The 23,346-nt window shown below is 45.6% G+C and carries 20 protein-coding genes; 13 read left to right on the top strand and 7 right to left on the bottom strand.

The window, feature by feature from the left end:
- Nucleotides 1–112 precede the first annotated feature (112 nt).
- Nucleotides 113–790 carry a PEP-CTERM sorting domain-containing protein gene (locus G6R11_RS05255; protein ID WP_163132043.1) on the top strand — a complete coding sequence of 226 codons (678 nt, stop codon included), beginning with the start codon at nucleotides 113–115 and terminating at the stop codon, nucleotides 788–790.
- Nucleotides 791–1,052: 262 nt separating this feature from the next.
- Nucleotides 1,053–1,403: a DUF2750 domain-containing protein gene (locus G6R11_RS05250; protein WP_016400438.1), complete on the top strand. Its 351-nt coding sequence runs from the start codon at nucleotides 1,053–1,055 to the stop codon at nucleotides 1,401–1,403.
- Nucleotides 1,404–1,578: 175 nt separating this feature from the next.
- On the opposite strand, the gene G6R11_RS21685 is transcribed toward G6R11_RS05250, so the two are convergent.
- A complete protein-coding gene (locus G6R11_RS21685) occupies nucleotides 1,579–1,752 on the bottom strand; it encodes a PA3496 family putative envelope integrity protein (RefSeq protein ID WP_205472611.1) in 174 nt (57 codons plus the stop codon).
- Nucleotides 1,753–2,073: 321 nt separating this feature from the next.
- On the opposite strand from G6R11_RS21685, the gene G6R11_RS05245 reads away from it, so the two are divergent.
- Nucleotides 2,074–3,252, top strand: a complete 1,179-nt coding sequence (locus G6R11_RS05245) for an MFS transporter (RefSeq protein ID WP_163132042.1) — start codon at nucleotides 2,074–2,076, stop codon at nucleotides 3,250–3,252.
- A 2-nt stretch (nucleotides 3,253–3,254) separates the two neighbouring features.
- Here the strand turns inward: G6R11_RS05245 and G6R11_RS05240 are convergent, their stop codons facing one another.
- From G6R11_RS05240 to G6R11_RS05220, 5 genes are all read right to left on the bottom strand, one after another.
- A complete protein-coding gene (locus G6R11_RS05240) occupies nucleotides 3,255–3,944 on the bottom strand; it encodes an SDR family oxidoreductase (RefSeq protein ID WP_163132041.1) in 690 nt (229 codons plus the stop codon).
- A gap of 216 nt (nucleotides 3,945–4,160) precedes the next feature.
- Complete coding sequence (locus G6R11_RS05235) at nucleotides 4,161–5,210, bottom strand: 3-oxoacyl-ACP synthase III family protein (protein WP_163132040.1); 1,050 nt, start codon at nucleotides 5,208–5,210, stop codon at nucleotides 4,161–4,163.
- Nucleotides 5,201–5,911, bottom strand: a complete 711-nt coding sequence (locus tag G6R11_RS05230) for a hypothetical protein (protein ID WP_163132039.1) — start codon at nucleotides 5,909–5,911, stop codon at nucleotides 5,201–5,203. Before G6R11_RS05230 ends, G6R11_RS05235 begins: the two co-directional genes overlap by 10 nt.
- Nucleotides 5,908–8,013 (bottom strand): MMPL family transporter, encoded by a 2,106-nt coding sequence (locus G6R11_RS05225; protein WP_163132038.1) that lies wholly within the window; start codon nucleotides 8,011–8,013, stop codon nucleotides 5,908–5,910. The genes G6R11_RS05230 and G6R11_RS05225 overlap by 4 nt, the downstream gene beginning before the upstream one ends.
- Before the next feature lie 96 nt (nucleotides 8,014–8,109).
- Nucleotides 8,110–10,029, bottom strand: coding sequence for an alkaline phosphatase D family protein (locus G6R11_RS05220; protein WP_163132037.1), 1,920 nt, complete (start codon nucleotides 10,027–10,029; stop codon nucleotides 8,110–8,112).
- 125 nt (nucleotides 10,030–10,154) lie between these two features.
- On the opposite strand from G6R11_RS05220, the gene G6R11_RS05215 reads away from it, so the two are divergent.
- The 4 genes from G6R11_RS05215 to G6R11_RS05200 all read left to right on the top strand — a co-directional run bounded on the left by G6R11_RS05215 (nucleotide 10,155) and on the right by G6R11_RS05200 (nucleotide 15,554).
- Complete coding sequence (locus tag G6R11_RS05215; RefSeq protein ID WP_163132036.1) at nucleotides 10,155–10,439, top strand: DUF1330 domain-containing protein; 285 nt, start codon at nucleotides 10,155–10,157, stop codon at nucleotides 10,437–10,439.
- A gap of 451 nt (nucleotides 10,440–10,890) precedes the next feature.
- The gene (locus G6R11_RS05210; RefSeq protein WP_163132035.1) at nucleotides 10,891–14,217 is read left to right on the top strand and encodes an alpha-amylase family glycosyl hydrolase; all 3,327 of its coding nucleotides are present in this window, start codon (nucleotides 10,891–10,893) and stop codon (nucleotides 14,215–14,217) included.
- A 257-nt stretch (nucleotides 14,218–14,474) separates the two neighbouring features.
- Nucleotides 14,475–15,134, top strand: coding sequence for an NAD(P)H-dependent oxidoreductase (locus tag G6R11_RS05205; RefSeq protein ID WP_163132034.1), 660 nt, complete (start codon nucleotides 14,475–14,477; stop codon nucleotides 15,132–15,134).
- Nucleotides 15,135–15,275: 141 nt separating this feature from the next.
- On the top strand, nucleotides 15,276–15,554 hold the full coding sequence (locus tag G6R11_RS05200) for a peptidylprolyl isomerase (protein ID WP_016400450.1): 279 nt from the start codon (nucleotides 15,276–15,278) through the stop codon (nucleotides 15,552–15,554).
- A 41-nt stretch (nucleotides 15,555–15,595) separates the two neighbouring features.
- Here the strand turns inward: G6R11_RS05200 and G6R11_RS05195 are convergent, their stop codons facing one another.
- Nucleotides 15,596–15,814 (bottom strand): TIGR02450 family Trp-rich protein, encoded by a 219-nt coding sequence (locus G6R11_RS05195; RefSeq protein WP_163132033.1) that lies wholly within the window; start codon nucleotides 15,812–15,814, stop codon nucleotides 15,596–15,598.
- Nucleotides 15,815–15,984: 170 nt separating this feature from the next.
- Between G6R11_RS05195 and G6R11_RS05190 the strand changes: the two genes are divergently transcribed.
- From G6R11_RS05190 to G6R11_RS05165, 6 genes are all read left to right on the top strand, one after another.
- On the top strand, nucleotides 15,985–16,158 hold the full coding sequence (locus G6R11_RS05190; RefSeq protein ID WP_016400452.1) for a hypothetical protein: 174 nt from the start codon (nucleotides 15,985–15,987) through the stop codon (nucleotides 16,156–16,158).
- A gap of 286 nt (nucleotides 16,159–16,444) precedes the next feature.
- Nucleotides 16,445–17,104 (top strand): hypothetical protein, encoded by a 660-nt coding sequence (locus G6R11_RS05185; RefSeq protein ID WP_163132032.1) that lies wholly within the window; start codon nucleotides 16,445–16,447, stop codon nucleotides 17,102–17,104.
- A 15-nt stretch (nucleotides 17,105–17,119) separates the two neighbouring features.
- Nucleotides 17,120–19,438 carry an EAL domain-containing protein gene (locus G6R11_RS05180; protein WP_163132031.1) on the top strand — a complete coding sequence of 773 codons (2,319 nt, stop codon included), beginning with the start codon at nucleotides 17,120–17,122 and terminating at the stop codon, nucleotides 19,436–19,438.
- Nucleotides 19,428–20,675, top strand: a complete 1,248-nt coding sequence (locus tag G6R11_RS05175; protein WP_163132030.1) for a hypothetical protein — start codon at nucleotides 19,428–19,430, stop codon at nucleotides 20,673–20,675. Before G6R11_RS05180 ends, G6R11_RS05175 begins: the two co-directional genes overlap by 11 nt.
- Nucleotides 20,676–20,807: 132 nt before the next feature.
- Nucleotides 20,808–21,806: a zinc-binding alcohol dehydrogenase family protein gene (locus G6R11_RS05170; protein WP_163132029.1), complete on the top strand. Its 999-nt coding sequence runs from the start codon at nucleotides 20,808–20,810 to the stop codon at nucleotides 21,804–21,806.
- Nucleotides 21,807–21,967: 161 nt separating this feature from the next.
- Nucleotides 21,968–23,287, top strand: coding sequence for a ferric reductase-like transmembrane domain-containing protein (locus G6R11_RS05165; RefSeq protein WP_163132028.1), 1,320 nt, complete (start codon nucleotides 21,968–21,970; stop codon nucleotides 23,285–23,287).
- The last annotated feature ends 59 nt before the right edge of the window (nucleotides 23,288–23,346 follow it).

Below are 23,346 nucleotides of genomic sequence, written 5' to 3'. Positions count from 1 at the left end.
GCCCCCGCAGGAAAACACAAACCATTGAATTTTATGCATATAATATTTTGGTATGAAAAGTGCTTACCAGGCGATTAACTTTTTAATCAATAGCAAACAAGGGTATAACTGCATGAAAAAAGTACTAATTTCTTCTATCCTCCTAGGACTTTCGGCATCGGCCAACGCTAGCGTTATCTTTTTTGGGGAAGATCTTAACCCCGGCACGAGTACTGCAAACAGTAGCGCTGCTAAAGATAGCTTTTTTGCATCACTAGTAGGCGCAGGAACAGAAGATTTTGAGTCATTCGCTACAGGTACCAATGGCCCGCTAACCGCTGATTTTGGTGTAGCAGGAACAGCAACCTTATCTGGATCAGGCGATATTGATAATGGAGGCGCCGGTCGCTTCGCAACTTCAGGCTCTCAGTATTGGGAAACAAATCAAAACTTCACTATTGAATTCTCACAAGCAATTTCTGCTTTTGGCTTCTACGGCACTGATATCGGTGATTTTGGCGGACAAATCACACTGGATTTTTTAGGTGGTACATCTACTAGCTATACTGTTGACAATTCAACTAACGCTCCAAATGGCACCCTACTTTACTGGGGTATTATCGATACACTGAACCCTTTCACCAAAATCACTTTCGGCAATACGAACTCTACTGACATTTTTGGATTTGACGATATGACTATCGCTAACCAAACACAAGTACTGCCTAGCCAGGTATCTGAGCCTACTAGCGTATTAATGTTAGGCCTTGGTTTATTAGGCTTCGCAGCAAGCCGCCGTAAAACCAAATAACAAACTAATTTGCTAAGCCACATTCTAAGTGGCTTAGCCCATGGATTTTCCATCTAATTGCAACTTTATTACACACTTAATTCAACACAATTCCCCACTTATTGCTCACACAAAAAATACCAAGATACCTAAGCTTCCCTTCACTAAACCTTCATACTCAAGTCGTTTATTAGCACTTCCTATATGACACCTTTAGGCTATATTACTTGCGTATAAGTTCAATATGCGCAACTATCGCGAGCTAACAACTACGGAGCAACACATGTCTACTTCAGAAACCAATCTATCAGCCTTTAGCCAAGCAGTAATTGCAGCAGGAGAGCTTTGGGTGCTCAGCGCCGATGATGAATTTGTAGTGGTAGATTCCATCGAATTTGAAGCCACTGATGTAATGCCGCTATTTTCTAAGCAGGCCAATGCACAAGCACTATGTATTGAAGATTGGGCCAGCTATCAGCCTGTTGCAGTAAAGCTTGAAGAGTTTTTTGAAGAGTGGCTACCAAGCCTAGATGAAGACAAGGTATTAGTGGCAATAGATTTGGATGAAAACTTAGTAGGTGAAGAAATCGAAGCCTTTACTTTAGCCAAGCAACTCGCCGCAGACGACGCCTAAATCCAAACAAAAAACGCCACTCAAGCAGTGGCGTTTTTTTATAGTGGTCTGTTAACCTTTAGTGGTTAAATTCTTCGAGTAAAAATCATTTTAGCCACGGCAAAATCAGCCGGAAAGTTCAACATACCCTAGGCACTTGGATTACCTAGCTTACTTGTCTAGCAGTTATTCACTTTTAAGAAAATGTACTGAACTCCGATAAAAACGAAGCCAGTTGCTTTCGTTCATGATATTCATCAATACGTCGTCGAGTACGAGAAGTATTTTTGGTCTTTTTGAAATGCTTAATATGAGCAGCTTTGTCTTCGTCTTCCCACTCATCAATATCATCAAATCTAGAGTATCTCATTGCTATTAACCTAATTTAGCTAAAAATATGACAGGCTATATGGTGCGAAAAAGTCAGCGATGTAGTGCTACTTTCGCCTGCTAAATGTGCAAGAAAACTATTTTTCCGTCAATCTATTTCATCTAATTAGAAATCATCTATTAAAACGACACTTATTTATAATAATCAATTATTTAAACAATGAAACTCACTTAGCCTGGCCATCGAAAACATTCTTATCGTTACCACAAAAAACGTTTGTTTCACCGCAACAACAATTACTGACATTATCGCGCGGCTTTGGTTAAAGCACTGTCTATTAATCGTGTTTGTAGGTGAGTCATGTTTAACAATTCTGTACAAGCTCCAAACTCAGGGATCCTTAGCCCGCTGTTAGGATTAGCGCTTTTTGCGGTAGCCTCAGGCTACCTCATGAGCCTATTACCACTGGCCTTAACTGCCTTAGCTCTACCACTGTCGTTAAGCGCATGGTTGGCAAGTGCGTACTACACAGGTTTGTTACTTGGCGCCCTACAAGCACAACGCTTAATCGCAGTCATTGGCCATCGGATGGCCTTCATTATTTGCTTATTAGTATTGCTCGCCACAGTATTACTAATGTTCATGCTTCCCTATGCAGGTGCATGGCTAGCTTTGCGTCTTGTGGCTGGTGCAGCAACCGCAGGTATTTTTGTGGTGGTTGAATCATGGTTATTGCTAGTGAATGACGACAAACAACGCGCTGCTCGTTTGGGCATATACATGCTAACCCTTTACGCCGGCAGCGCAGTTGGCCAATTGCTGATTGAGCCAATAGGAATTGTAGGTTCAGTGCCATTTATCAGCATCGCGACTTTACTGGCTTTAGCCATTTTGGCGCCACTGTTTACTCGCACAGCTAAACCCCAACAGGTTTTGCATAGCGCTGTGTCTATCAAAGAGCTTTCAAGCTTAAGTAAGCCCGCTTTTATTGGCTGTGTTGTCTCGGGTTTGGTGCTGGGGCCTATTTATGGACTAATGCCTAGCTACTTGAGTAATTACACTCAGTGGGGCAACAAAGTAGGTGTATTAATGGCGAGTTTAGTACTAGGCGGAATGTTGGTGCAGCCCTTAAGTAGCTATTTATCGGCACGTTTAAACAAAACCTTGCTACAAGCTTTTGCTGCAGCTATTGGTGTACTAGCGGCATTGGCGATAGCCATGGCTAACACTTGGTTAGCCATGTGGTTAAGCTTGTTTATATTGGGGGCGGCGGCATTTTCTATTTACCCAATCGCGATATCTCAAGCTTGTGTAAATGTGCCAGCGGAGAAAATTGTCGCCATCACCGAGCTAATGCTAATTAGCTACAGCATCGGCTCAATTTGCGGTCCTTTGTTGGCAGGCTCGGCTCAAAGCTTGGCATTTAAGCTGCCCTTATATATCGCTTTGGTACTGGCTAGCACCAGCGTGTATATGTTGATAATGGCCAGCAAAGAAAAAACTGGCCGAGGCCACCTACCGCCAACACTTGGGGTTTGAACTTAGCTGTAGTCTTGGGCGCAATAGAGCTGGCCACTGCCTGCGTTATCTTCTAGTAATGCCGGGACTAAAGCGCCCGGTATTACCGAGTCGGGATGATTAGGCGCTTGCTCTCCGCCTAGGTCAGTCTGCAACCAGCCAGGATCCATTAAGTTCATCAAAACACCGCTGCCCGCTAAACTGGGAAGCATATCGCGAACATAACGATCTAAGGCAGCTTTAGAACAGCTATACGCCATAAGCTGAGCTTGGTCGGCAATGCCAGAGGTAACATTAACAATCCGCCCCTCACCTTGCTGCTTCATTTGCGGCAAAAAGGCATCACACAAGGCTGCCGGTGCAATGCAGTTAACTTGAAAACTTAAGGCGTAATCCTCAGCTGGAACCACCGCATCCTCTCGCCAAGGTGTCATTATTGCAGCATTGTTATATAACACCGCTAAAGAATGGCCGCTTAGTTGATTGGCTTGCTCCACTAAGCTTGCCACCGCTTGTGGATTAGATAACTCAGCCTCGACGGCAACAGCAAAACCTTGGTGGCGGGTAATTTCATCCACCACTTTTTGCGATGCACTTACACTTCGGCTATGCACTATCACCTTGGCACCTTTAGCTGCTAATGCTTTGGCAACGCGTAATCCAACTCCTCGACTCGCCCCAGTCACTAAAGCCCATTTTCCTGCTACTTGCATACTCTGCCCACCCTCAAATACCGTAAAATTAATGCATTCTCTCAATGCTTAATCTTACCCTTAGTAAAGAGTAATCTAGCGGTGAGATTGAGGTAAATTGGCAAAGATAGAAGCACTTCAAAAGAGAGTGAAACAGAATGAAAGAGTGAGCTTTTTACTGGCAGAAAAACACCACTAGTACTGCACTAGCTCACAGTAACAATTAGCGCAAGCGCACTAGTGTTGATAAACAAAACCGCCATATAGGTATTTGGTCGCCTCTGCCCCAAGCACCAACACTTGATCGCCGGGCTCTAAGGGACAGTGTTCGAGTAAACGGGCAAAGCTTAACCAAATAGCCGCTGAACCTAGGTTACCAAATAGTTTTGCGTCATTAATGATCTGCTCTTTGGGATAGTTAAGCGCTTTGCTCAGTAGCTTGTCGATATGACCATTGGCTTGGTGAGGCAAAATATAACGAAAATCACTAAGTTGATAGCCACGCGACAATACCGCTTCTAGGCCCAGTTCAAACAGCTGCGAGCCGGTTTCTTTTACCTGGGTAATATTATGATGAAAACGCGCCATATTGCCCTCACCCACACTATCAGCGCCAGCATCTAAGTAAAACCCCGGAGCTTTGTTGTGGCCAATTTGCCCCAAATAGATGTCTTTTATCACCTTTTGCGGCTGAGTTGCTGGACCAACTATCACTCCACCGCAACCGTCGCCCATTTGCACAAAGTTAACCAACTGCTGCTGATCAACAAAGCCCTTGTCTAAATCGAAATATACCGAGCCTGTTTCGCTGCCCACAATAGCCACTGGTGCTTGGTCTGCAGCACAAAGCGCGCTAGCCAGCTGCAGGCCATTGGCAAAACCTGTACACGCTTGGCGAAGTTCAGCATAAGCCCCGTGATAAGCCAGCTCATCGGCCAACCACGCCGCATTGGGCGGAACCTGAGTATGCGGCGTACAAGTATGGCTGAGCAAATAGCCAAGTTGATTCACCTCTACACCCGATTGCTGTAAACACTGCTGCAGTACTTGCTTAGCCATAGCCACACCTGTGGGAGAAGCTTGGCTGCGCGACTGAGCAAAACTGCGACTTAAAAAACGCTGTTCTACGCCTAAGCGCTTAGCAATAATTTTGGCTTTACGCGCCATCCGCCAGCCACATTGCTCAGACATAAAACCTAAGAGCTGCTCATTACTAACTGGTTGATGCGGCACGTACCAATTAGCGGCTAATAAGTTTAGTGAATGACTTGCAAACTTTACTGCCATTTAAGCTCCAATTTCTTTTCTAATTTGTCTAAATCAACGCCAATTAATTCAAACTGACTAGCTTGTTGTTTTAGTAGTGTCATTAATGCGCTTAGCACCCACAAGCGCTCTTCAGCCATTTCATGCACGCTAGCGCCTAGATGCTGAGCAAAGTGCTTGCTTACATACACATGTTTGGCTTCATCTTTTTTGATTAAGCCACACAGCAAAGAAAAAGGATGACGACTGCCAATACTGCCGCGCTCAATAAGTTGCATCAGCTGAGTAACACAGGCATCTAAACTGGCAATCCGCACAAACTGTTGTTGCAAGCTAAGGCTGCGCCCAAGCCCGCTATAAAAGCGCTGAGCAGCGCGGCGTACTTGGTGCTGGCCGCTAAGCTCAGGTAATTGCGAGAATACCAGTTGCAAGGCTTCATCATGCCAAGCTTCATCGGCTTCTACTTCGTTTAAAGCTAACACCGAGTCAGCGGGTTGATGCTGAGCTAATTGCAGAGCTTGTTGCTGAAAAACCAACTGGGCAGATTGCTCTCCACATAACAGCAGCGGCATTAACAAGGATAAGGCCTCGGTATGCTGGGAAGAAAACTCAATGGGTGAGCCGGCATACTGCTTCGCCCAACTGGCTATAGGGTGTTGTTGATTTAAAGTAGGGGTCGCCAACTTAGCAGCAAAACACCTACCCATGGGATGACGTTTCATGATTGCCCCCTTAGTTTGGCTGCTTGGGAGCGCTTAGCGCCTGGTAAACACAAAGGCAATATCAATAGATCCACCAACAAAGCTAATAATAAAGTTAATGCCGAGAGTAGGCCCATTTGCTGAATCGGCAGAAAATCCGATAGATAAGCGAGAGCGAAGCCGATAATCAGCGCTCCAGAGGTGAGCAATAAGGCCGGCGTAATGCTAGCCATGCCTTGCTGCAGTTGGGCGCCGCCACGAATGGGATCAACTTTAAGCAAAATGTGTAAACTGTCATCGACAATAATGCCAAGCATCATGCCCATCACCACCGCACTACCTAGGCTCAAGTGTTGGCCAAATAGTTGCCATGCAGCAAATACCCATAATAGTGGAATGGCGTTAGCCGCTAGCGCGAGAAGCATTAGGTAGCCACTGCGCTTTAACACGAGCACCACCACCGCCACCAACAAAAAAGCTAAGCTAAAAGACAGCAGCATTGCTTGGCCATTAGCTTGGTTAAACTTAGCAAAAATAAGGTTGCTGCTATAGGCCGGAGACAGTTGAATTTGCTCACTGGCAGCCCACTGGGCAACGCGTTGTTCAAATTCTATAAGCTGGCGGTTACTTAAAGGCTGTAACCACACCGTGAGTAACTCCGCCTGTTTAGCTAAATCAAGCCCGCTTTGCTGCACCGCAGACATACTCATCATTGCAGTAGGATCTTGTTCAAACCAATCTAACCAGTCATGTTTACTGTTTACTTGGCGAACTTCAGCCTGCTGGTTCAAGTAGCTTAATAAGCGAGTTAGTGGCTCTGAGCGAGCCAAGGGCTCATCGCTTTGATCGCTCAGTTGATAACGTAAGGTGTGCAAGCCTAAAAACTGTTGCTGTAACTTGTCTCTACTCACCGAGAAGTCATTATCCGCTGCAAAGTAGCTTAAAGGATCATCGTCAAAACGCAGCTGATTTACCGCCCACCCCGAGGCCAAACTCACAAATAGTGCCACAAGCAAAATACCGCTTCGATACTTAAGCAAATAGGTAAAATTCACTAATTTAGCGTTTTGTGTTGAGCTAACTTTTTCCGAACTCGCCATGCCTTTTAGCCACCAGGGCAGCAAGGAGCAACAGGCCAAGCCATTAATCAGCACTGCAAACGCCACCATTAAACCAAAATCCGCAATTGGTGGTGAGGGGCTTAGCGTCAATAATAAGAAGCCAGCTGCGGTGGTTAACGCGCCCCAAAGTAACGGTGAAAACTTATGCTCTAAAGCGCGAAATATTGCTTGATAACTATCATTGCTAGCGGCTAGTTGTTCTCGCCATGCAAAATACAAATGGCTGCAATAAGCCATAATTAAACTAATAATCACCAAGGGAATAAACGCACTAATTGCCGCCAGTTTCAAACCCAGCCAGCCACTTAAACCCAAGGTAAGCAGCAAACTAAACAAGGCACAACTGGCCATGGCGGCTAACCACCGCATATTGCGAATAACCAAGGTGAATAGCAAGGCAAAGCTGAGCACCAGCGCTGGAGCAAACCAGCTTAAATCATGCTTTAAAACCTTAAGGTATTGCTGACTTAAAGCTAGCTCTCCAGCGTATTGGTAAGAAATACCTTCGGCAGCAAAGGCTAGCAATACATTATCAAGCTGAGAGAACAGCTCTGGCACTTGTTTGGCTTGTTCAGCAATAGTTGGCGCTACATTCAGACTAAGCAATACACTTAAAGCATCATCGCTTACTACCTGCTTTGCCAGTGTGGGAGGTAAAGCAGATTGTAGGGCTAAAGCGGTGCTTGGGCTAAGGGCTTCAACTCCGTTAAGCAGAAGTAACCGCTGACTCACACTTTGTAGTAAAGCTTGTTGATTTGGACTATCCCAGCCTTTAGCGCTAGTAAGCAAAAGCTGAAGATTAGTAGCAGCACCAAATTGCTGTTCAAATTTGTTTAGAGCAATAAGTTCTGGGTCAGTTTTAGAAAAGTAGGCTTGAATACTTGGCTGCAAGTTAAGTTTGGGCAAGCCCAGCAAAGCTAAAATTAGCAGCAACAGCCAGCCAACTTTTACCCAAGCATGTTGCATGCTTAGGATAAACATTGTGGCCTTGGTGTGTTGCATAGTCCGCCTTTTACTAACTTAAAAATACTGCCTGTTTAACTAGACCAAGGAACACGCAATTTATTTTCAATAAAAATGAATCAGTTACAAAAACTTTTATTCCCAGCGTGCATCTTGCTCAGACATTTCAAAGGCTATTGCCTCGCCTTTGGCGGTTAATTGCAGCACAGCCTTGGGAGAGCCATCGCTATTTAGCTTAAGCAAACCAATACCAGAAGCATTTAATAAACGTTCTCCACGAGCAGCATTTTCTGGTCGATGAGGCACAATTCGCATTCGTCTGCGGCGAGTAAACCAATTAAGTGGTGAGCGAGGTGAATATAGCCAGCGATTGATCCGGTCAAGGGCATCCAGCAAGCCTTCGGGAAACTGGTTTTTTATGCCACTGCTGGTAATTTGCCAAATGTCGGGGCCACCTTCTCTGCCACGTAGCTGAATTTGATAAGCAAATGAGTAATGCACATCACCAGATAAAATCACAAAATGCTGCGGCGTTTTGGGGTGGCGAAATAAGTTTAATAAAGCGTTAGCCGAGCCAGGGTGCGCCATCCAGTTCTCTGCATCCACCAGCAATGGCTTTCCTGCCAAGGTAAATAGCCGTTGAATCACCTCTATCAGCTTCACCCCAAACATTGGTGCGGGTGAAACCAATATCACTGCATCAAGGCCAATCAATTGCTGCTGTAAATCGGTAAGCGCTTCCCAATCCATTAAGCCCGAAGGGGAATTAAGATTGCGCTCCGAGCGCCAACGATGGGTTCGAGTATCCAATACTAATAATTTAGGCTCGGTATCCCAATGGTAATGCCACTGGGGGTAGCTAAGTAGGGTATCGATTAAATCTAAGTGTTGCTGGCTACCGGGGGCCAACAAGCTAGCTTGCAGTTCGCCCAACAACTTCGCTGAAAAGTTATCTGGTGCATTGCCCCAGCCTTGGCATAAAAAGTAAGCGACTAAGGCATTGCCAATAATCCGTTTAGAAAAGGGATGGCCGTAAGCGCTTTGCTCCCAAGCTGCAGTTAAATTCCAATCGTCGGTTACGTCGTGGTCATCAAACATCATCGCGCAAGGCAAGTGCGCCATTAGGCGCTGCACTTTAGCTAAGCCCTCAACAAAACCTTGTAGGGTTTCGCGCTGCTTAACAAACTCATCCAATTGCTCCAAGCTTAGGTCTTCGGGCGGGCTCATATCCAGCTTGGACCAAGCGCTAGGTGACCACACCAACAAGTACATGGCGAGCATTTCGGCCAACGAGATCAAATGATTGTTAGCATGATCAGAGGTGAAAATAGGTTTTTTCACCGCACTAAACAAAGCTTTATTAGCAGCCAGTTCTACTCCCTCTTTGGGTAATAGCTCTTGGCGTGACAAGTAGTGCCCTTGCGCATGAAGTGGCTCGCTAGCCGCTAGTTTACTCTCTTGGAAAGGCTCATTAGCCAAGCCTAAGCGGGCAATTAACTGGTGAATAGCCACCAACATGGGAGTGGCAACATCGTCGGCATATACTTGGTCGCCACTTAGCATTAGCAAACTGGGCCAGCTCTCTAACTCTTGTTCGGCTAACCAAGCATCCGCTCTAACCAAACCATCGCCACTGGCAAAGTGCGGTTTACGACACGAGCCGTGCAGCATTTGCTTGACCTTATTAGGTACCACAAAACCCGGTAAGCTGCGCGGTGGATACACCAGTTCTGGCGCCCAATCCCGCCAGGCTAAGGGCGCTGATTCACCGGCCTTAATTAGGCCTAAATCGTAAGTAACCCAAGTATCCACAGGCAAGCTTGGCTCTAGTTCTAGCTCAATTAAATAGTAATAAAGTCGCTCACCAGCGCACATGCATTGGCTAGTTTGCATGATTTGCTGATGGTCAAATAATAGTGGCGACTGGCCCTCAGGCTGTAAGCTAAGTTGCAGCTCTATGGTTTGCGACGTGGCAATCCACATGCTCAGCTTAGTGGTGCTGATTTGTCTTAGGATCGGGCCGGCTAAAACTAGTGCTAAATTTTCTTCACTCATATCAAAAGTATACAAGCGCTTCAGGAAAAGACCATTACGCGTTATGTCGAATAATTTATCGGTTTCCAAGTGAGCATATTAAGACTAGCTTTAAAAGCAATATAGGAAACACGTTTTGAGGCAGTATGGCAGCGTTTTTATTGGGACAAGTAAAGATCAAAAACCAAGAGCTTTGGCAGCAATATGTGAAGGGTGTTGGCGAGTCTTTAGCCCCCTATAAAGCCAAGGTATTGCTGCGTGGGCAATGGCACAAGCAATTAGCAGGTTGTAGCCAGTTTGAGCAAAGCGTTGTGATTGAATTTAGCAGCACTGAGCAACTTGAGCATTGGTACTATTCACCCACTTACCAAGCACTTATACCACTGCGAGATAGGGCCGCAGAGGTAAACATTAGTAGTTACAGTAACTAGACGAACACCATTTAGCCGCAACTCTGAGTCGCTCCGCCCTCCCCAAATGCCAAACTCTTTGGCATTTTATCCAGTAATGGCTCGAGTAAACCCGTGGTTTGATGAGTGCGATATCAAAACACGCTTGGCCTTATCCACTTGCCCTCAGCCAATTATTAGAAATGTTGCGGATATGCCACCTCACAGTGACTTATCTGGTTAAAACAAAATTTGTGAATAATCAGCGGAATATAAACATTTGGTTGATATGACAAATAAAATGAAATCCTTTTCAATCACAAAATCAATATATTTATTTGATGAATACCTCAGTTTGCTCATTTTTAAAGCTATTTTTTGTTTGACCAGCGTTATGGTCGCGCAATAAATGACCGCCAAGAGTCATTTAACATTGGCTAACAGCTTGATATGCCTTTGGCTATCACAATAAATACTCGAATAAGGAAATGACATGAACAAGGTAGTACTCCTTGGCTTGTTAACGGCTTCTCTCTCTGCTCAAGCAGAATGGGAGTTCCGTGGCACGCCAAATGGCTGGCAAACCACCGCCATGGATCAGGTATCTAGTACCGAGTTTCAAACCTGCCAAACCTTTGGCAACAACGACCCACGTTTTAAAATTGACCGTTGGGGCAATTGGCAAGAAGCCTACCCCAACCAAGACTACCGCGTATCGGCCGGTAGCTACCAAATAACCTTTTACAGTGACAGCAAAAATATCGACGCAGTATCGGTAGCAAACTGTGATAGTAACCAAGCGCCAACTGCTGTTATCTCACCAGCAAACGCGCAAACCGTAGATGCAGGCACTAGCATCACCTTCTCGGCAAGCGGCTCTAGCGATAACGATGGAAGCATTGCCAGTTATTCGTGGAGCACTGGCGAAACCACTGAATCTATTAGTGTTACCTTCACCCAAAGCGAAACCGTTACTTTACAAGTTAGCGATAACCAAGGCGCGGTAAGTAATACCGCCAGCGTAGACATTACCGTTGCTGGCCAAGAGCCTGCAGTATGGTGTTTCCGCGGCACGCCAAATGGCTGGGGCCAAACTCCATTGCAACTTAACTCTGCAACTGGCCTATATGAGCTAACCCAAGCCTTTGCCGGTGAAGAAAGCCCAGCACGCTTTAAGATTGCTGCATGTTCTGACAACGGCAGCTGGGGCGAAAACTACCCTAACCAAGATTTCCAAGTTGAAGACAATACCAACTACAACATCAGCTTTAATGCTTCAAGCAAAGCTATCGCTGCCGACGTAGTCATTATTGAAACCAAACCAGAGCTAACTGTTAGCCCTGGCAGCAGTGACTTTAGCACCGACACACTAGCGGTAACCTTAAGCTACAAAGGCGAAAACGTTACAGATAGCAGCTACCAGCTAAGCACAACTGGTGGCACCCAAGGTGTAAACTTTAGCAATGGCGACATCATCAACATTGGTGGTGAGCTTGCTGTAGGCGAGTCCGTTGAGTTACAGGTATTTGTAGCCAATGCTCAAGGTTCGGTTACTCAAACCTATACCTACAATAAGATTGCCGCTCCAGAAACTGGCTTTACCGTTTACCTAAACGCGCCAGCAGAATGGACGCCGTCAATTCACCACTGGGATGCCCTTCCTGCAGGTACTGAAGCAGATTCAGCTTGGCCTGGTGATGCAATGACAGCCCTTGGTGAAAACTGGCATGAGTTTAAGTTTGAGAACAGTGACTCAAGCAAACTTATCTTTAGCAACCAAGGCAATAGCCAAACGGATGATCTATTCCGCGACAAAAACGGTTGTTACACCATTAGCAGCCAGAGTTGGACTGATACTTGTGAAATACCTAGCGATGATGCCAAGGTAAGTATTGATCCTGCAATAAGCACCTTCTGGACAAACGAAGTAAGCATCACCTTAGGTGCTACGGGTGATGACGTTACCGGTGGCTTATACACTACCGATGGTAGCGATCCAGTTAACGGCATTGCTTATAGCAATGGCGAAAGCATTTCGGTTGGCAGCAACCTAGCCGTTGGTGAGTCTTTGCAAGTATGTTTGTATGCAGAAAACGCAAACAGCAACGCTAACCAGTGTTTCACCATTACCAAAGTTGAGCAGCCAACAGCGTCTGACTTCACATGGGATAACGCTAACGTTTACTTTGTAATTACCGACCGTTTTAACGATGGTAACTCAAGCAATAACAACTCTTATGGCCGTCCAAGTGTTGATGCCACAGGCAAAAACATTGGTACCTTCCATGGTGGTGATATTGCTGGCTTAACCGCGAAATTGGATGAAGGCTACTTCACCGATTTGGGTATTAACGCCATTTGGTTAACGGCACCTTACGAACAAGCTCACGGCTTTGTAGGTGGCGGCAGCGACGGTGATTTTGCTCACTACGCTTACCACGGTTACTACGTACAAGATTACACCAACCTTGATGCCAACATGGGTACACCTGCAGAGTTTAAAGCCTTTGTAGATAAAGCGCATAGCCAAGGCATTCGTGTAGTGATGGATGTGGTAATGAACCACGCCGGTTACAATACCCTGAAAGACATGGATGAGTTTAACTACGGCTCTGACACTGCTGGTCCAAACTGGACACCTAGCAATGGTCAAAACTGGTTCGGCTACCATGACTTCATCAACTACGATGGCGATGAAAACCTATGGTTGAACTGGTGGGGTAAAGATTGGGTACGTGTTGGTTTACCGGGCTACGATGGCTGTGGTGGTGATGACCTAACCAAGTGTTTAGCCTTCTTGCCAGACTTTAAAACGGAGTCTACTCAGCAAGTGGGTATTCCTCCGTTCTTAGCCAATAAATCTACCTTTGGCCAAGGCTACTTAAGTGACTACCAAGCACAAGGTAACAAGCGTGTTCGTGATTGGATCACCGAGTGGTTAGTTCAATACGTGCGTGACTACGGTATCGATGGTTTCCGTGTAGATACTGCCAAACACGTAACTAACGACCACTGGGCTAACCTAATTAGCGAAGCCAAAGGCGCGCTAGGTGAATGGCGTCAAAACAACCCTAGTGCACCAGGTGCCGATTGGAACGATGAGTTTTGGGCAACTGCAGAAGTATTTGGCCATGGATTTAACCAATCTAACTATCATACCGATGGTGGCTTTGATTCTGTAATTAACTTCAGCTTCAAAAACACTGTTAATGGCATGATTTCTAGCACCGACACTATGCTAAGCGAGTTTGCTAATTACGCTAACCAAGTTAACAGCTCTAGCGATTGGAACTCACTCAGCTACATTTCTAGCCACGATACCGGAGCCGTATTCTACAACGGTGACGACAACCGCCAGAAACGTGCAGGTACCGCCTTATTGCTACTACCTGGTGGCGTACAAGTGTTCTACGGTGATGAACTTGGCCGTGTAAACGGTGATGGTGGTTCAGACGCCGACCAGGGCAGCCGCTCTAGCATCGACTGGAACAAAGCAGGTAACAGCGTTCACCAACACTGGCAAAAAGTGGGTCAGTTCCGTCGTGATAACCCAGCTGTAGGCGCCGGCCAGCACATTACTGTTAGCCAGTCTAACGGTAAGGCTTTTGCGCGTACTTGGACTAACCCAGTATCGGGTGAAAGCAACAATGTTGTTGTAGTGGTAGATGGCTCAGGCACAGTATCTGTAAATGTGGCTGGCTACTTCGACAACGGCAGCAGCGTGCGTAACGCTTACACTGGCTCTATTGCCACTGTAAACAATGGCACAGTGAGCTTTGATGCGGGCAGCGAAGGGCTGATCTTAATCGAAGCAATGTAATCCAATAGCCTTTTATATCCTTTGCCGCTCAAGCGATTGAGCGGCTTTTTTGTTTCTGCAACTGTGTCTTCTAAATTCATCGAACAAAGTTAGTCTCTTAACGCTTTACTAAGCTCCCATCAAAACTCACTCGCTTTATCAGTTCTGCATCATTATGGACATTAAAGACCATAATAATTGGAGAGTTCGACCCTGTTTCTTAAAAACAGAACCTCATAAGATGCGCCCATCTAAACAAGCTTAGCGAGGACTTACCTATGTCTCACCCAATTATTAACGATCTAAACAGCCGCTACACTGCTAAAAAGTATGATGCCTCAAAGCGTATTTCAGCAGAGGACATGAGCGTAATTAAAGAAGCCATTCGCTTATCCGCGTCTTCAATCAACTCGCAGCCTTGGAAATTTATCGTGCTAGAAAGCAGCGAAGCTAAGCAACGCTTTCATGACAGCTTCGCTAATATGCATCAGTTTAACCAAGCACACGCAACCGAAGCTTCACACATCATTTTGTTTGCTCATAACCCCAACTTTACTAAAGATGACTACCGCAAAGTGGTAGACGTTGAAGTAAGCTCTGGCCACTTACCGGCAGACATGTACGACGCGATGCTGAACGGCGGATTTAGCTTTGCTGAAGCCAATACCGACGAGAGTGGCTTTAACGGTAACTGGACCAAGGCGCAAACCTACATTGCATTAGGTAATACCTTGCACGTATTAGCGCGTTTAGGCATTGCTTCAACCCCAATGGAAGGTGTGGATTCAGCGTTAATTGGCGAGATTTTCGAGCAAGAACTTGATGGGCACGTTTGCCACTTTGCTTTAGCACTGGGCTACCACTTAGACGGTGAAGACTACAACCACGGTCTACCAAAAGCTCGCTTACCAGAGCAAGACGTTATTACCGTGTTATAAAGTTTGACTGGGGAAGCACAAAGCGTGCTTTCCCAATTTGACAGACACTAAGCTTTACCACTACATTTGCCCTCTCAAGCTAAGCATTCAGTAAGTAAATAGGGCTTAGCCATTAACAGCGACATATACAGAGGACATCTCATGCCAAGAGCAAGCGCACGCCATATTCTGGTAGATACCGAGCAACAGTGTTTAGATCTAAAAGCACAAATTGAAGGCGGGGCCGCATTTACCGACATCGCCAAGCAGCACTCAAACTGCCCATCAGGGGCAAACGGCGGCGAACTTGGTGAGTTTAATAAAGGCGATATGGTGCCAGAGTTTGACACAGTAGTATTTAACGAAGCGCTTAATACTGTGCATGGTCCAGTGAAAACCCAGTTTGGTTATCACTTACTAGAAGTGACTAGCCGCAGCTAATGCACTCTAGTTTAGGCACTGTAAAGCAGTGCCTAACTTTACTACTTCCATCCTTGCTGCCAATGGCAGCGATCTTTTAGCTCTCGCCAATCAATCTCAAAGTCTTGCTGGTTATAAACCGCTTGAATCACGCAACGTTGCACTGCTTGTAATTCATCAAGCTCCAACTCTGTCACTATAAAATGCTTTTGCTTGTTCACCACTGCTTGTTTAGTCCACTTACTATTAAGTAAACGTTTGGGATTAATTTGATTTTTCATACTCGGGCTCACCATTGTTTAAGGCCTTCGGCGCTCAGCTAATGCTAATGCTTACTAGGCAGGTGATGATTTAGATCATCGAGCAATAACTTTTCAATATCCAAGCACTGCTACTGAACACCCATTTGCTGATATACTTAGTCCAACTAAGTTTTATCGTGAGAGCCACCATGTTAGATAATTTAAATATTCCAGAAGGCATCGAAAAAGAGCCTGAGCTTCCAGTCCCATCAATGGAAGAGCAAAAGCTTATTGTAGCGGAGCTAAAGCGCTTAGAAGAAGCCGGTGAATTAACTCCCGAGATTCTCGAAGAATTTATGACAGGTAAGCGCAAACCTGAGTAAGCAAAAAAGCAAACCATTGGGTTTGCTTTTTTATTGCCCTTTAACTGCATGAATGCGGCACTCTTGACCGTTCAACCCCAGTTTACTTAAATAAGCCGCTTAGATAAGTCGCATTTAGCGCAAGTTCCCCTTCCTCAATCAGTCCCCAAGTGCATACACTTAAATCAGTTAATGGAGCCTAAACCAAACAAGCTGTAATATTTGGCTAAGTGCTAAGGTCTAAGTACTAGAATCATTACCACCAACAGATTTCATCAGCCACCAGTAATGTGGCGAAAGGATGCCGATGAGAAACATAGTCACCAGTTTAGCGTTAGTACTTCTCAGCTTTTCGAGCCTTGCCAATTCAAACTTTAGCTACCAGTTAAGTCTCAGCCAGCCTGATGGCAGCCCCGCCGCTAATGTGGTGGTTTATCTCGAGCCACTAGGCCATCAACTTAATGAGGTAAACCAACAAACCGTTGTGATAGGCCAACGAGACAAAGCCTTTGTGCCTTACATCAGTGTGGCGCAACGTGGTAGCCAAGTTGATTTTAATAACGATGACAACATTACCCACCACATCTACTCTGCTGCCGGTGATAACAAGTTTTCATTTCAAATTAAATCGGGTGAGACCCACAGCAAACATGACTTCGACCACAGTGGTGTGGTACCTATGGGGTGTAACATTCATGACTGGATGGGCGCATATTTATTGCTGGTTGATACGCCCTTGTTTAACAAAACCAACGCCCAAGGAATGGTTGAATTTATTGCAGTGCCAGCAGGTGATTACCAACTGGTTGTTTGGCATCCAGAGCTTAAAACAGCTAATCAGCAAATTAGCCAACAGATAAACATTAACGACAATGGTAAGCTAGCACTTAACTTGCCCAACGCTATAGAAGATGCAGAACTAGAACAGCAAAATCCGGATGATTTTGATTTTCTCTCAGAGTACTAATTGGCAGGAGCGCCGATGAAAAGCATAAAGACCAAAATACTACTGCTGATCGTATCGCTATTATTGTTACTACAAGCGATCTCATTTTGGTCTACCTACGACTCCTTAAGATTAAAAGAAAAAATCGCCATTGACTCGCAGTTGAGCAAAGCCAACGCCTTATTTCAAAGTGAGTTTAATCGCCGTGGGTTTTACCTAAGCAGCTTCGCCGAAACGGTCACCAATGATTACGGATTAAAAAGTGTATTTGGTGAAGATCAACGCAGCGTTGCGATTGCTCTACATAATCACGGTAAACGCATTAATGCAGACTTAGCCATGGTGGTCACGCCATCAGGCATGATTGAACTGCAATTAGTAAACAGTCAGCAAGCTAATCAAAAAAGCAAAGTGGTGAGGGGTGAACAACAAGGCCAAGCTTTTGCCTTTATGCCTGCCCTACAACAAGACCAACTCCCCCCCTACTACGCTATTGGCAAGCGGCTTTACCAGCTGCATCTCTCGCCAATTAAAAGTGGCCCTGCCATTATTGGTTGGGCCGGTTTTGGCTATGAAATTGGTAAGCCATTGGCAGAAAGCTTTTTAAACCAAACTGGCTTACAAACCGACTTTATCTTGCAGCAACAACAAACATGGTCTTTGTTAGGTTCAAGTAATCCAGATGCAAACCTTGCTAGCGCCAAAGCTTTACTGAACCAAACAAATAGTGAAGTGCTCGCCCTACACCAACAATTTAGCGTAGCAGGCGACGGCGCATTTTATGTGGTGTTACATAGCTCCAGAGACAACCTAGTGGCGGTGATTCAACAAAGTTGGGTGCAAATTTTACTGCTCACCGCACTCACGCTGTTTTGTTCGATGGTCGCGGCATATCTGATTGCCGATGACATTACTCGACCGATTAAACTACTGGTGAAACAAGCTAAACGGCTGGCTGCTGGTGATTATCAAACGCCAGTATCAATTAACGACAGAACCGAACTTGGCCAGCTAGCCAGCGAGTTTAATAGCATGCAAGAGCATGTTCTCAGTCGTGAACAAGCGATTAATCACCGCTTGCACCACGACCCACTTACCGAGCTACCTAACCGTAACTGGCTAGCCAACAAGCTGGCAACGTTAACGGCCGATAACCAACAACCCTTCGCCATGCTGCATTTAAACATTTGTCGCTTAAAACAAGTGAACGATACCTTAGGGCATGAGGCTGGCGATCAACTAATCAAAGAGGCGGGAAAACGCCTGAGTGCGCTAAGCAGCGAGCACTATCTCTGTCACATTGGTGCCGACGAATTCATTGTGATCTTGCCCGCTGTGAGTCGCGACAACGTTCACCATCACTTGCAACTTATCTCCATGCAAATGCATGAAGGCTGCAACTTCCAAGACATGCACCTGCAGCTACAAACGCATGTGGGTGTTGCGCTGTTTCCAGAGCATGGCCACAAACCACAAGAACTACTACAAAAAGCTGATGCAGCCTTAAATCACTGCCGTGAAGCCCGCAGCCATTGCTATATTTATGACCCTAGCGCCGATACCAATACCGTTGAGCGATTAAGCTTAATCAACGATCTTAAAAAGGCGATTCAAAATAACCAGCTCACGCTGCACTACCAGCCAAAGTTTAGTTTTGCCGCCAACAAAATTACCCACGTAGAAGCCTTGGTGCGCTGGCAACACCCTGAGCTAGGCATGGTTCCACCCGATGCCTTTATCGAAATTGCCGAACATACCGGGCAAATTAATCCGCTCACCCGCTGGGTATTTTTAGAGGCATTATCCCAAAGCTTGGCTTGGAAAGTACAAGGCATTGATATCAACATCGCGATTAATATTTCTGGCGAAAACCTAAAAGACGATAACTTTTATAGCTTCATTTGCCAGAGTATCGAGAGTAAACAGCTGGCAGCTGAATCCTTCACCTTGGAAGTCACCGAAAGCGCCTTGGTGGACGACCCCGAAACAGCCATCGCCTTACTCGCACGCTTTAAAAAACGCGGCTTTAAGTTGTCTATTGATGACTACGGCACTGGCTACTCCTCTCTAGCTCAACTTAAACGCCTACCAGTACACGAGCTCAAAATTGACAAATCTTTTGTACAAAAGCTGGCCATTGATGCTGATGATGCGATTATTGTGAAGTCGACCATTGAGCTGGCGCACAACATGGGCTTAAGTGTAGTAGCAGAGGGTATTGAAGATATCGAAAGCCTACGCTGGCTAGAAAAAGCCAAGTGTAATTTAGCGCAAGGCTACTTTATTAGTCGTCCAAAACCCGCTAAAGAATTGTATGAATTACTCGCTCAGGAGAGCATCGAGTTTGCCGAATAAGGGAATTATTTTCAGCATAAGTGTGATGCTAGCAGGTACGTTAAATCCGCTTCTAGCCGCAGAGTATAAAATCAATGGGATCTTAGATCTGCGCGCCAGCCATTTAGATAGCAGTGACAGCTATGTACAAGGTGGCTTTGGCAAATTTGGCTACTCCGATGGAAGCCAACTATCGATAGCCCAGGCCGGCCTAGATTTAAGTGCTCATTGGGACAATGGCTTCTCTGGCAAATTAGTGCTCAACAGCTGGCTAGACCAAGAAGGCAGCGCAATAGGCTTTACCGAAGCATTCTTTGCTTACAAAGGTTTACCAAGCGAGAATGGACTGCGTTGGTCAGGCCGAGCAGGCATTATGTACCCGAGCATCTCACTCGAAAATACCGCCACCGCTTGGGCTACCCCTTATACCTTAAACGCTTCTACCCTAAACACTTGGGTGGGCGAAGAAATTCGTACCACCGGCATAGAAGCCAAGCTAGAACGCCTAGGCAAGTTCTCTAATTCCAAGCACAACTTATCTCTTAGCGGCATGTTGTTTGTGGCTAATGACCCTGCAGGCGCTTTATTGGCTTGGCATGGCTGGGCAAGCAGCACCAGACAAACGCTATGGGGTGAAACGCGGCCATTTCCAGAATTATTGCAGCCGGCATTGGCCGATCAAACCCGCCGTTCAAATCCCTTTAAAGAAATTGATAATCGCCCCGGCTTTCATACCAACCTTGACTGGAGCATCAAACGCCACGCGCTGTTTAGAGTAGGCTACTACGATAATTTAGCTAAGCCTTACTTAATTGATGGCGGCGACTACGCCTGGCGAACTAGGTTTGCTCACTTAGGTGGTAAATGGCGCATAAACAAGCAATGGCAATTATTGTGGCAATACATGAACGGCTCAACCTTGATGCAATCGCCCGATCGCCAAGACGCAGTAAACATGGACTTTGCCAACGGTTTTGCCATGCTCACCCACAGTTTTAGAAAGAAGCACCGAGTGAGCCTACGGGTAGAAGCCTTTGAAAATATCGACCGCGACAATACCCCTTTGGATGACAATAACGAGCGCGGTAAAGGCTTTACCTGTGCCTATCAATATAGGCTAAATAAAAACTGGTTTTTGGCGGGCGAATACCAATGGCTAAACAGCCAGCGACCGCAGCGCGCCTTGCATGGCTTAGAGTGGGATAGTAACGAACAACTGTTCCAGTTAGCCGCCCGTTATTTTTTTAGTGCCATTTAGCTTAGAGCACCTAAGTGCCGCTCGCTGATTATCAAAAATAAATTGAAAGTGATTTAATCAAAACTGTGTTTTTCCCAAGGTTAATCTCTACTACACTGAGTTATCTGGATTTTCGCCCTAATGGAGCCACCAATGAAAGCTGTCGCCTACCAACAAGCCCTAGCAATTAATGAAGACTTATCACTGCAAGATATTGAACTGCCAAAGCCTAGTGCGAGTGGCAAAGATTTATTAATAAAAGTTGAGGCCATATCTGTAAACCCGGTTGATACTAAAATTCGCGCCAATGTCTCTGCAGAATCAGGCCAATGGAAAGTCATCGGTTGGGATGCAGTTGGCACCGTGGAGCAAATTGGCGACCAAACCCAGCTTTTCAAAGTAGGTGACAAAGTGTGGTATGCCGGCGATCTAACCCGCTCTGGCAGCAATGCCGAATACCAACTCGTAGATGAGCGAATAGTAAGTTTAGCGCCTAGTAGTATTCCTACAGCCAATGCAGCTGCCTTGCCGCTTACCGCCCTAACCGCTTGGGAAATGCTGTTTGACCGCTTACAAGTAAGCAAAACTGAGCCAAAGTCGATTTTAATAATCGGCGCTGCTGGCGGCGTAGGCTCAATAATGGTTCAGCTAGTAAAACAGCTCACCAAATTAAAAGTAATCGCCACCGCCTCTCGCCCAGAAACCCAAGCATGGTTAAAAGAGCTTGGCGCCGATCAAATTATCAATCACCGCAATCCACTGAGTGAAGAGCTGGGCGAGCAAGACAACATCGACTACGTAGTGAGCTTAAACAATACCGACGAACACATGGGCGAAATAGTTAAAGTAATTAAGCCACAAGGTAAGTTTGGCTTAATAGACGACCCCGCAGAACTCGATGTAAAACAGCTCAAGCTAAAGAGTATCTCGCTACACTGGGAGTTTATGTACACCCGCTCAATGTTCCAAACCGAAGACATGATTAAACAGCATGACTTGCTTAGCCAAGTGTCCACATTGATTGACCAAGGCAAGATAAAAAGCACCTTAGGTGAGCATTTTGGTCAGATAAATGCCGACAACCTAAAACAAGCCCACGCCTTTATCGAATCGCAAAAAGCCAAAGGGAAAATAGTGCTAGAAGGGTTTTAAGCAACTAAAACGTTAGTTAGGTGAATGGCAAGGTTGTTCATCTAACTTACTTCCCATTTTCACCACCCCCGCTCCTCACTTTACACTTCTTTACCCTCGCTTTACCTAACTAGAGATTGGCCTTTTTATACTTAACACTTAGGGATAAGTAAGGCCGAATCATGCGTAAAACCTCTCTCACTATTTTGCTGGTCATAGCTACCGTCACAGGGTTGTGGCTTCAAGCAGAGCCCAATATTTTCTCTGCAGATAACTTCTTTAAATGGCGCTCTGCGCTGATTCAATACAGCGGTATTCTCACCATAGCCTTAATGAGCCTTACTATGCTGTTAGCCTTACGCCTGCCATTTATCGAGCAGCTAACCAAAGGCTTAGACAAGTCTTATCGTTTACACAAACACTTAGGTATTGCTTCTGTTGTACTCGCTACAACGCATTGGTTACTTGCCATTATCCCTAAGCAACTGGTTAAAGCAGGGCTCTTAGACAAGCCAGTTAAAGGCTCTGGCCCAAATAACCCAGATTCTTTATATGCGCTAATCCGCCCTCTGCGAGAGTTAGCTGAACAAGTGGGTGAGCTGGCATTTTATGGCATTGCTTTACTGGTGCTCGTGGCCTTGCTGGGAGCAATTCGTTACCGAGGTTTTCGTTATTCGCACAAACTCATGTCGCTAGCATTTTTAGCATTGGCATTTCATTCCGCCATATTGATTAAACACAGCTATTGGCCTTACCCCATTACGCTCATCGCATTAAGCTTTATTTGGGTAGGCTGTGTTGCGGCGGTTTATAGCTTGTTTGGTCGAATAGGTAAAAGCAAACAGCACAACGCGACCGTTAGCCAGATAAACTACTTAGCCAAAGACAAAGTCTTAGATTTACGCTTAGCAGCGCCTAGTTGGAGCGGACACCACAGCGGCCAATTTGCTTTTGTGCAAGTAGCAGGTGAAGAACCCCACCCCTTCACTATTGCTAGCAGCGCTAAACAAAATGGGCAATTGCGCTTTTTAATTAAAGAGCTGGGGGACTTTACCAGTAGCCTGAAAAACCGACTAAGCCTCAAGCAAAAGCTTCGAATAGAAGGGCCCTATGGTCAGTTCGATTTTAAGCATCCAGCTCCGCAGGTATGGATAGCTGGCGGCATAGGCATTGCAGCATTCAAAGCCATTATTGAAGAGCGCCAACTCGCCCTAAAAGAGCAAGTAACTCACCTCTATTATTGCGCAGACAACCCAGACCAACAGTTTATTGATGAGCTAAAACAACAGACGAGTAAGGCTAATATACAACTCCATATCGTTAATAGTGCCAGCGATCCTCTGCTTAGTGTTGAACAGCTGCACCATGAGGTCATTGATTTAATGCAGCGTACTATTTGGTTCTGCGGGCCGATCGCTTTTTCCAAGGCGCTTAAAAACGATTTGGCCAAGCTTACTTTCAACTTAAATAACTACCATGAAGAGCTATTTGAACTGCGCTAGAACTTTGTGAATAGAAGCAATAACCCCTTGGGACGCAAAGCCCCAAAGAGTTTCTGCAA

This window comes from Agarivorans sp. Alg241-V36, assembly GCF_900537085.1.
In the GTDB taxonomy this organism is placed as follows: Bacteria; Pseudomonadota; Gammaproteobacteria; order Enterobacterales; family Celerinatantimonadaceae; genus Agarivorans.
This window is presented reverse-complemented; position numbering and strand designations above follow the sequence as displayed.